Source organism: uncultured Sunxiuqinia sp., assembly GCF_963974515.1.
Taxonomy (GTDB): Bacteria; Bacteroidota; Bacteroidia; order Bacteroidales; family Prolixibacteraceae; genus Sunxiuqinia.
Genome location: NZ_CAXBDD010000003.1, coordinates 132094 through 141658, shown reverse-complemented (window position 1 = coordinate 141658; position 9565 = coordinate 132094). Strand labels below are relative to the sequence as shown.

The 9565-nt window shown below is 43.9% G+C and carries 9 protein-coding genes; 4 read left to right on the top strand and 5 right to left on the bottom strand.

What is annotated here, in order from left to right; all coding sequences use genetic code 11:
- The 3 genes from AAC033_RS01965 to AAC033_RS01955 form a co-directional block, all read right to left on the bottom strand.
- Nucleotides 1-442 (bottom strand): hypothetical protein (locus AAC033_RS01965; protein WP_339734810.1); only part of this gene is annotated, 442 nt, incomplete at its 3' end.
- Nucleotides 443-1304: 862 nt separating this feature from the next.
- Nucleotides 1305-2486, bottom strand: a complete 1182-nt coding sequence (gene pelA, locus AAC033_RS01960; RefSeq protein ID WP_339734808.1) for a pectate lyase — start codon at nucleotides 2484-2486, stop codon at nucleotides 1305-1307.
- A gap of 8 nt (nucleotides 2487-2494) precedes the next feature.
- On the bottom strand, nucleotides 2495-5215 hold the full coding sequence (locus AAC033_RS01955) for a family 78 glycoside hydrolase catalytic domain (protein WP_339734806.1): 2721 nt from the start codon (nucleotides 5213-5215) through the stop codon (nucleotides 2495-2497).
- Nucleotides 5216-5511: 296 nt separating this feature from the next.
- Between AAC033_RS01955 and rpsF the strand changes: the two genes are divergently transcribed.
- Genes rpsF through rplI form a run of 3 tightly spaced genes read left to right on the top strand, consistent with a single transcriptional unit; the run spans nucleotide 5512 to nucleotide 6609 of the window.
- Nucleotides 5512-5868, top strand: a complete 357-nt coding sequence (gene rpsF / locus AAC033_RS01950; protein WP_339734804.1) for a 30S ribosomal protein S6 — start codon at nucleotides 5512-5514, stop codon at nucleotides 5866-5868.
- 3 nt (nucleotides 5869-5871) lie between these two features.
- Nucleotides 5872-6141, top strand: coding sequence for a 30S ribosomal protein S18 (gene rpsR / locus AAC033_RS01945; protein WP_053181823.1), 270 nt, complete (start codon nucleotides 5872-5874; stop codon nucleotides 6139-6141).
- Nucleotides 6142-6159: 18 nt separating this feature from the next.
- Nucleotides 6160-6609, top strand: coding sequence for a 50S ribosomal protein L9 (gene rplI, locus AAC033_RS01940; protein WP_339734797.1), 450 nt, complete (start codon nucleotides 6160-6162; stop codon nucleotides 6607-6609).
- 106 nt (nucleotides 6610-6715) lie between these two features.
- Here the strand turns inward: rplI and AAC033_RS01935 are convergent, their stop codons facing one another.
- Nucleotides 6716-7435 carry a cytidylate kinase-like family protein gene (locus AAC033_RS01935; protein ID WP_339734795.1) on the bottom strand — a complete coding sequence of 240 codons (720 nt, stop codon included), beginning with the start codon at nucleotides 7433-7435 and terminating at the stop codon, nucleotides 6716-6718.
- A gap of 158 nt (nucleotides 7436-7593) precedes the next feature.
- Between AAC033_RS01935 and AAC033_RS01930 the strand changes: the two genes are divergently transcribed.
- Nucleotides 7594-8640: a Gfo/Idh/MocA family oxidoreductase gene (locus tag AAC033_RS01930; protein ID WP_339734793.1), complete on the top strand. Its 1047-nt coding sequence runs from the start codon at nucleotides 7594-7596 to the stop codon at nucleotides 8638-8640.
- On the opposite strand, the gene AAC033_RS01925 is transcribed toward AAC033_RS01930, so the two are convergent.
- Nucleotides 8637-9560, bottom strand: a complete 924-nt coding sequence (locus tag AAC033_RS01925; RefSeq protein WP_339734791.1) for a DUF6807 family protein — start codon at nucleotides 9558-9560, stop codon at nucleotides 8637-8639. The two genes, AAC033_RS01930 and AAC033_RS01925, sit on opposite strands and share 4 nt — an antisense overlap.
- Between the last annotated feature and the right edge of the window lie 5 nt (nucleotides 9561-9565).

Genomic DNA, 9565 nt, shown 5'->3' with positions numbered 1-9565 from the left:
TTAAGTCATTCGAAGTATCTATTTGGCTAAGATTTAGTTCTTTTGATACATTTGTTTTTGGTTCGTTCATGAATATTAATGTGCTCACTATTTCATCCTCACTGTACGTCCTAAATTTCAAACCATTCCAGTCGATGAGAAAACAAGAATCCGCTATACCAATAATTATCCTTGAATCTTTAGAGTCAATTCTTCTCAGATATGTTTGATGCTTTAAAAGGATTAATTCCATTTTTGTCGAATCGAATCCAACAAAATCTGAATCCTTATCAAAAAGTGGCGGAGGAGGTGGAGGCGGCATAGGTCTCCATTTGATATGCAAGCTGTCAACTAATTGCGGAAAAATATCACTCAGTATTTTCTCTTCAGAAATATGATTCCTTTCGCAACCGATGATTGAAAAAAGAACCCAAATCAGATATGTTACTTTATATGCTGTCATTTTATCAATCCTGCTGATCGTCCTCTTGCCCCATCTTTCCGCATTGCCCGAACAAGCAGCCAGCTATTTTGAGTTTCCAACTCAATACTCATTAAACCGCCTGAATACTTACGAATTCTCCCCACGCCAAAAGCTTTATTTTTTCAGTCACCAAGATAATGATCTTTGCTGGTAAACCGTTCTGCAGTTTTCTGATTGATGTCATTTGTTCGGCTTGGGTGACTTAAATGGGTTCTGAGCTAAAGTCCGGTCGTTGCAGGTTGTCTCGTCTCCCCGGATAAATCAGGGCGTTACTGATGATGCTCATTATCTTTCTTCCGCTAACTGTGGGGGCCGCACCAGTCAGTAACCCGGCCCTAAAGGGCCGGGCAGTTGTGACGACTCAAGCCAGGCTTTAGCCCAAATCTCTATTGTGCCTACGTTTGAGCAAAGAGGCAAATGCCTGTTCTGATGAACACCTGATCGATTTTCCAATTCATATCTTTTTCCCGATTTGCCGCCTCCTGTCTATTATCTGGCGCCCCGCCGGCCTCGTCTGGCACTCGTCCGCGAATATTATGGACTATTCCACGGTCTTCGCAGACTTGTCCATGAGAGCCATGGAGCACTTGCCGAAAAGCGTGGACTTATCCACGAAAAGGATCGACTGCTCCACGGTCCTTGTGGCACAAAATCAACAGGCTGCGAATTAACTTAACCGGCTCGGAGCGCGTTTTAACAGGGCTGGTAAAATGACATCAGGGCCGCCTTGGCAGGACACAAGAATGCATCAGGATCTACTGAGTCTATTAAAAAAAAAGAAAACGATGCCGGTTCACCACGAACTGGCATCGTTTTCTGTGTTTTAATAGAGATCGTGAGTTTATTGGTTCAAAACATTCTCTGTAAGTCCATTTTTCTGAAGCCAGTCCGGATAAGCATCCAGCACCGTTTGAGGGCTGTAAATGTACCAGGCGTAGCCCAGACGTCGCTCGCGGCTCACTTCGGCCATAGAATATAAAAGTTGACTGTCTCGGTCAGAAAACAAAGGTTTTCCAGTTCCCAATTCATAGTAACGGGTCCAGACGGGTGGCGCTTCCGGATCATGAACCACTCGCCGGTCTTTGGTGATGGTTTTGTATTGCGTTTCAAGAGGTTTCGCCTCAAAGGTTTCCACGCGGGTATTGTAAATCCGGGAATCGGCAAACCATTTTACAGCACTTTGAACCGCCTGAACAACCCGCTGGTCTGGTTCCTCAATGTCCATCAGAAACTGCACAATCGAAGCACTTTCTCCATTGCAGATGGATGGCGGCTCGTAAGCTCTTGCCCATGCCGGCTGAAGCGTATTGGCATCGTACTGCTGACACCAGGCCGTCAAGCGCCGCTGATCAACAATCTGACTGTTCAGAATACACTCCAGACCTTTTTCATAAGCCGTTTCAATCCGAAGCCGAATGTCATCGTCTAAAAACGAAAACGAAGGATCTTCCTGAATGATCATCCTCAGTGTTTTCATGATGCCCATATACGCCCCGTCATTAAAGGTGATGTGCCGGCTGTAGTTCTCTTTCAGCGGATAATATTGCGGCCAGCCGCCATTCTCATATTGTGCATCGAGCATAAACTCCAGCCCCTTTAAACATCCATCCTTGTATTTTTCAATTTGAGTTTCAGAATAGACTTTCGCCAGGTATTGAATTTGGGTGTAAGTCGTCGCGTTATCAAAGGTGGTTTGAAGTTCATCCTTCGTCTCAAGCAAGTGCTCAATTTGCTCCTCAGTTAAAATGGCCCGCATATCGTAATTCTTAGGCCAGCCGCCATTGCTGCGCTGGTAGAGCAGCATGTTGTCAGCGATCCTGGTTATTTCCGTTTCATCGTACCGCTGCTGATCCGGCAAGGGATTAATGATATTTCCCTCATCACGGATTCCATACCAATGGCGAGAGCTGTTCAAAAACTCTGACATATTCACTGAAATACGATCCGTCGAATCCTCATCGGTCTGGGCATAAACAACGATCGAAAGAGTTAAAACCAAAAAAACACTTATAAAAAGTTTCATATCGCTCGCTAATTGCTTTCGAACTGATACATTCCCGATCCAAGCTTTAACATAACATAACCATCTTTGTGCCCAACAACTTCAAGATCTGATACGTCTGCCAGTTTCTTCCCGCTTTCAGTAACTGCCGACTCTGCCGAAGCGGGCACATAAACGACCGCTTTGGTATTCACCGGAACGGAAACATTAACCTTCAACTTGCCATCTACTTTCTCCCATCCGGAAACGACCTGACCATAGTAGGTCTGCAATTCGGCTTTGGCATGGCTAAGTTGTTCACCAATATGCGGTTTAATTTGAATTCCCTTGTATCCCGGATTGTCCTCTTCCGTGTCAATTCCGGCCACCACTCGATACATCCAATCGCCAATCGCGCCATAGGCGTAATGATTGAACGAGTTCATGCCAGGCGTCTGAAAAGTTCCGTCGGGCTTGATGCCATCCCAGCGTTCCCAAATAGTGGTGGCGCCCATGGTCACCGGGTACAACCATGACGGATAGGTCTTTTGCATCAACAGTTCGTAAGCCACATCGGTATATCCAAAGCGAGACAGCACATGACACAGGTAAGGCGTGCCAAGGAAACCTGTCGTCAGGTGAGTGTTGTAGGTACGGATATTATCAACCAGTCGTTTGGCCGCCTGGTCGCGCAGGGCTTCGGGGAGCAAATCAAAGTTCAGCGCTAAAACATAGGCGGTCTGCGTCCCTGATACCAGCTTGCCATTTGGCGTCAAATATTCTTGGACAAAGGCCTGCTTAATCATTTTCAATAATTCTTGATATTTCTTCACATCATCTTTCTTATCCAGTAGCTCGGCAGCATTAATAAGTAGTTGAGTGGAGTGCGCGTAAAAGGCCTGTGCAATCAGACTTTTATCGGTTACGGCCGACATCCCCGAATTATCATCAAAAGGACGGTAGAACAGCCAGTCGCCAAAAGAGAATGCAGGTTTCCACAAGTGATCGGGGCTGACCGACCGGATGTAATTCACCCAGCCTTTCATACTTTCATATTGCTGAGCCAGCAAATCCTTATCACCGTAAGCCAAATACATGGTCCATGGCCCAATGGTTGCCACGTCGGCCCACCCCGGACTGACCTGCCCGTTTCTCAACACATCGGGCACCACAAAGGGAACGCCGCCATTATCATACTGGTCGGAAGCCACATCTTTAAGCCATTTATCGAAAAAGCTATGAACGCGAAAATTGAATGTTGCCGTGCGTGCAAAGGCCTGTGCGTCGCCGGTCCATCCTAAGCGCTCATCGCGTTGCGGACAATCCGTTGGCACATCTAAAAAGTTGCCGCGTTGTCCCCACTGGATGTTGTGCTGCAACTGGTTCACCAATTCGTCGGAACAAACAAAAGAGCCCGTTTGCGCCATATCAGAATAAAGCGCTGTGGCAGTAAAGTTCTCCCGCTTCAACTCACCTGGATACCCTTCTACTTTAATGTAGCGGAATCCTTGCCAGGAAAAATGTGGTTCAAACTCCTCTACGCCTTCACCTTTCAAGATAAAGGTATTTTTTTGTTTGGCCGACCGCAAGCTTTCTAAGTAAACATTTCCATCTTTATCCAAGACTTCGGTGTGTGTAATGGAAATTTGATCACCCGCTTTACCAGAAACTTTCATTTGTACCCAGCCCACCAGGTTTTGTCCAAAATCAATGACCTGGTCACCTTCGGGTGTAGTCAAAATTTCAACAGGATGAAACACTTCCTTCTTGCGAACGGGCTCGTTTTCGGTGGTGATCAAAATATCTTTAGAATAATCTTTCAATTCTACCCCACTCCACTTGTTATCGTTGTATCCAGCTTCCGACCATCCTGTTTTTTTCAGCCGGGCATCGTAAGTTTCGCCGTGATAGATTTCGGAATAGACGATGGGACCGGTCGATGATTTCCAGGAACCATCGGAAACAACCAATTCCGTGGTGCCATCTTCATAAGTGATTTCTAGTTGGAAAAGCAAAGCCAACTCACTGCCATAAACATTGACCTTGCCCTCAAAGCCAATATTTCCGCGATACCAACCGTTGCCGAGCGTGATACCCACAGCATTATTTCCCTGCTTAACCAAGTCGGTAACATCGTAGGTTTGGTATTGTAAACGCTCATTGTAAGTCGTCCAGAAAGGAGCAAAACAAGCATCGCCCACTTTTTTCCCATTTATTTCAGCCTCATAGACACCTTTGGCTGTAACAAAGGCCACGGCATGCTTAATTTTCTTTGAGCTGTTGAATTCTTTGCGAAACATTGGCGAGGGACGTCCTTCCTCTTCTTCAAAACCAACCTGAATCCATTGCGCCTTCCAATTGTCAACGTCCTTGATTCCCGTTAGCCAATGGGAGGGCTGGCTCCATTTCGAACGGTTTCCCTGGTTGTCCCACACCCGAACCTGCCAGTAATAGGTAGTGCCGGACTGCAGTTCGTTGCCGTTATAGGGCACATAAACCGATTGCTCCGAACTAATTTTACCTGAATTCCATGCCAGTTTTTTTCCTTTTTCAAGCGATTTTACATCGGTCGCTACCCGAATTTCGTAAGCGGTTTGCATCACGTTTCGGTTGGAAGAAAACAGCTGCCAACTCAAGCGTGGTGCTGCCTTGTCGATGCCGGTAGGCTCAATCCGGTTTTCAATCAGCAGGTTGGTTACCTGAACTTGTGCGAAGGCCATTACTCCAATCAATTGAATAGCCAAAACTAAAAGAATTCCTTTTCTACTCATGGTTTAAAATTAGGTTACTATCGTTTGTAAATTGAGTCCTGTTTGCGAATTCAGCAAATCGCCAAACAAGATACAAAAGAAAGCGTATTTTCCATTCCAATCCATCCGGTACTATCCTGTTCCTATCCTGTATTTTTTTTCGATAATCGAGTAAGAATTAAAACATCCTCGGCTACAAGCTAGTAAGCTTTGGAAAACAGGCAAAAAAGGTTTTGTTTCCTAATAAATAATTTCTAATTTTGCGCGACCATATTTTATGGGTATAGAGTTTTAATGTTTAATAAATTAGATGTTTTATGAAAAACCAGTATGAAACCGTTTTCATTGCAACTCCCGTTTTATCTGATGTACAGATAAAGGAAGCGGTAACTAAGTTCAGGAGCATCATCACCGAAGACGGTGGAGAGATACTCAATGAAGAAGACTGGGGATTACGCAAGTTAGCATATCCCATTCAGAAAAAAAGCACCGGTTTTTATCACCTGATCGAGTTTAAGGCTGAGCCTTCCTTGATTGAGAAGTTAGAAACCCAGTACCGACGTGACGAGCGTATCATCCGTTTCCTGACTTTCAAGTTGGATAAATACGCTGCGGAGTACAGTGAGAAGAGAAAAAATAATTTGAAAGCTAAAAAATCTGAAAAGGAGAATTAAGCTATGGCTAACAATCAAAGTGAAATCAGGTATCTGACTCCCCCGTCAGTTGAAATTAAAAAGAAAAAATACTGCCGTTTCAAAAAGAATAAAATCAAATACGTGGATTACAAAGATCCTGAGTTTTTGAAAAAATTCCTGAACGAACAAGGTCGTATTCTTCCTCGTCGTATCACTGGTACTTCGTTGAAATATCAACGCAAAGTGGCCAAAGCAGTTAAAAGATCACGCCATTTAGCGATGCTGCCCTACTTAACAGATATGTTGAAATAATTTAAAGAATTTAGACAGATGGAAATTATTTTATTACAAGACGTTCAGAACCTGGGGAGCAAAGACGACATGGTAACGGTGAAAGACGGTTATGGTCGTAACTTTTTAATCCCGGGCAAAAAAGCGATCGTCGCAACTGAATCAGCTAAAAAAGTTTTGGCTGAAAACACCCGGCAACGTGCCCACAAAGAAGCGAAATTGAAAGATGAAGCTTTGGCAATTGCAGAAAAACTGAAAAACAAGCAAGTTGTTATCGCAACCAAAACCAGTTCTTCAGGTAAAATTTTCGGTTCAGTCAACACCATCCAGTTAGCAGAAGCTATCAACAAAAAAGGATTTGAAATTGACCGGAAACAAATTAAAATTGCTGAAGACAGCATTAAAGAAGTTGGTAAATACACTGCCAAAATCAAACTGCACAAAGAAGTTGTTGTTGATTTTGATTTTGAAGTAATTACCGAAGAGTAGTTTTAGATTTACACACATCAGACACATTTTTTCAAACACAATAGAAAGCCATCCGTCATCAGACAGATGGCTTTTTTCATAAAAAACCCCGATCTAACAATAAACTCTATTCATTTTCGCTGCCAACGATCATTCGTTTGTTTTTCATTACATTGACCACTGCATCTACAATGCAATCATCCTGCATAGTGGCGTAATTGAAAATCAAGTCAAAATCGCAGCTATTCATTTTCTGTCCATTCACGTGTTCCACAAACAATTCACGCTGACGATCAATTTCAATAACATAAGCTTGTGCTTCGCTTTTGGTCATGTTACTCACCTGCATAATCCGGTTAATCCGCCAATCTAAAGGCGCCTGGAGTTTAATACTCAATTTCTGTGAAATATCGCGGGCAATCGATCCGGCAGCACGACCAACAATAATAAAATTGCCCACCTCAGCGATCCGTAAAATGACATCGCGAACCGTATCAATGACCTCTTGGTCATCTGCGTCGTAAACCTTATCAACCGAGAACGCAGTGGTCACCTCGTGCAGATGAGTCTTTGCTTCGGATAGGAAAACGCTTTTTATCCTCCCCGGCTCCATTTCCAATTCCAAAGCAGCCTCTTCGATAATCTCCTTACTTACCCATTTCCATTCCGACTCGGTTTGCGTTTCGGACTGGTAGCTGTAGCCTGAAAGAATTTTTGATAATTTAATCGCAATTGGTTTGGCAGAACAGCCACATTCCCTCGAAATCATAACAACCGGCCCCGGATACTTTGTTTTCTTCTCCTGGGTTGAGAAGTCGGACAAATAGTTGCTCAGAAAATTTTTCATCGTTATTTGAATTTTAATTAGCTCCGCAACAATAAAGCTACAAACTGAAAGGGTATAAAAATTCAAAAACTGTTCTATAATACCTTATTTTGGAAATGTTTTAAAACTATTTTTAACAACATAAAACATTTTGCTATTTTAGTGGAAAACTTTGTACAATGGCTAAAATAATACAAACAGCAATCGCCTCTTTTGGCATGTCAGGGATGGTTTTTCATGGCCCCAGTTTAAGAGTTAATCCCAATTTCAATATTCATTCAATTTTGGAACGGACTAAAAACTTGTCGGCTGAAGCCTACCCGCAAGCTCGAATCATCAGAAGTTTTGAAGCCCTGATCAACCAACCGGAAGTTGATTTGGTGATTATCAATACGCCTGATGTCTTTCATTATTCCATGTGCAAACAGGCACTCGACGCAGGAAAGCATGTCGTGGTTGAAAAGCCCTTTACCCATGAAATTGAACAGGCTAACAAACTGATTCAGTTGGCAAAAGAAAATAACCTTGTGCTTTCGGTTTACCAAAACCGGCGCTGGGATGGTGATTTTTTGACTGTGAAAAAACTTTTGGAAAGCGGTATGATTGGCCGGCTGGTTGAGTTTGAATCGCATTTCGACCGCTACCGGAATTACGTACAGGAGGGAACCTGGAAAGAAGAAGGTGACAAACGCCACGGCGTGCTTTTCAACCTGGGCTCGCACATGGTCGATCAGGTGTTGCAGCTTTTCGGATTACCACAGTCCGTGACTGCACATTTAGCTATTTTACGCGATGGCGGCGAGGTAAACGACTATTACGATATTCGTTTGCAATACGGAAATTTCGCCGCTATTCTAAAATCATCCTACCTGGTTCGTGAGCCGGGGCCGCGCTACAGCCTTTATGGCACTTTGGGTACGTTCCATAAATGGGGAATTGACCTTCAGGAAGAAATGCTGAAAGCCGGGCACCTGCCTGACGAAGACGGCTGGGGAACCGAACCGGAAGAAAATTGGGGAATCATTAACTCCGAATGGAATGGGCTGAACTACAATGGTACGATTGAAACTCTGGCAGGAAACTACACGGCATTCTACGAAAACCTGTACGACGTTCTGGTCAACGGAAAAGAACTCGCGGTAAAACCGGAAGAAAGCCGTGATGTGATTCATATTCTGAATTGTTGCCTGCAAAGCCACGAAGAAGGCAGAACCATTTTTGTTTAATTCCACGACAACTTGCGAAGGTTTTTCAGCAATCGTTTTTCCTTGACCTTGCCTGAGTAGAGGACAACGGCATAGCGCAGCACGGTCGGTTCGCTCTCGGATAAAGCTACTGGTTGACGCCCCGGCCAAACGGCATTTTGCATGCTGTTTTCACTGCGTAAAATCCAGTCGTTTGCGGTTTCAAATTCATTGGCCGAATAAATTAAAACACCTCCCGGCTGTGAGTGCTGAGCCATAGAGCCGGAAACATTGACATAATCTCCAGCCTTAACAGCCTCATTATGAGGGATCAATACCCCGTCATCCGAAGAAAAAACGACATCGGCAGGCAACTTGACGCGAACCGAAAAACCGCCATAGCCTTTCACATCGTCAGATCCACCCAAGGCTACATTTTCAACTAAAGCTTTCAGTTCAATTTCAAACTGAAGAATGCGGTAGTTTTTTTGCTGCTCATGAATATATACGCTCACCCGCTCTTGCACAAAAGGTTTTTTGCCGTTCTCATAGGCTGGCGAATTCCAATTAACAATGGTTTTCAAAGACGCCATGCCCTCTTCTACCCTATGAAACTCGACCGACTTCACATCATGAATAAAATCCTTCAACTCCCACTGATCGCCAATGAGCTTGCCATCAATCAAAACCTGGTGCCAGGCCCAAAAAATTCCTCGGTGATGAATATGATCCGCCGGGGCATCTTCTGTAATCAAGGTTCCATCGGGCAAATAAACCGGATGAAAATAGTTGTTACGCCCTTTGTCCAGATTCATCATGATTGCATCTTTCTTATAAAAAGCTATTTTCTTTTTTCCCTCGATCAATAAAATGCCCTCATCGGTTCGCTCCATGCTTAGTTGGCTGAAAGCGCTTGCAGAAATAAAGAGGCTAATTATAAGTAGCAGTTTCGTTTTATTCATAGTTA

What these genes read in the sequence shown, in the direction of transcription:
- pelA (WP_339734808.1), bottom strand. Translation starts at nt 2,486, where the DNA reads ATGAAACTTTTTATAAGTGTTTTTTTGGTTTTAACTCTTTCGATCGTT.
- AAC033_RS01955 (WP_339734806.1), bottom strand. Translation starts at nt 5,215, where the DNA reads ATGAGTAGAAAAGGAATTCTTTTAGTTTTGGCTATTCAATTGATTGGA.
- rpsF (WP_339734804.1), top strand. Translation starts at nt 5,512, where the DNA reads ATGAAAAACCAGTATGAAACCGTTTTCATTGCAACTCCCGTTTTATCT.
- rpsR (WP_053181823.1), top strand. Translation starts at nt 5,872, where the DNA reads ATGGCTAACAATCAAAGTGAAATCAGGTATCTGACTCCCCCGTCAGTT.
- rplI (WP_339734797.1), top strand. Translation starts at nt 6,160, where the DNA reads ATGGAAATTATTTTATTACAAGACGTTCAGAACCTGGGGAGCAAAGAC.
- AAC033_RS01935 (WP_339734795.1), bottom strand. Translation starts at nt 7,435, where the DNA reads ATGAAAAATTTTCTGAGCAACTATTTGTCCGACTTCTCAACCCAGGAG.
- AAC033_RS01930 (WP_339734793.1), top strand. Translation starts at nt 7,594, where the DNA reads ATGGCTAAAATAATACAAACAGCAATCGCCTCTTTTGGCATGTCAGGG.
- AAC033_RS01925 (WP_339734791.1), bottom strand. Translation starts at nt 9,560, where the DNA reads ATGAATAAAACGAAACTGCTACTTATAATTAGCCTCTTTATTTCTGCA.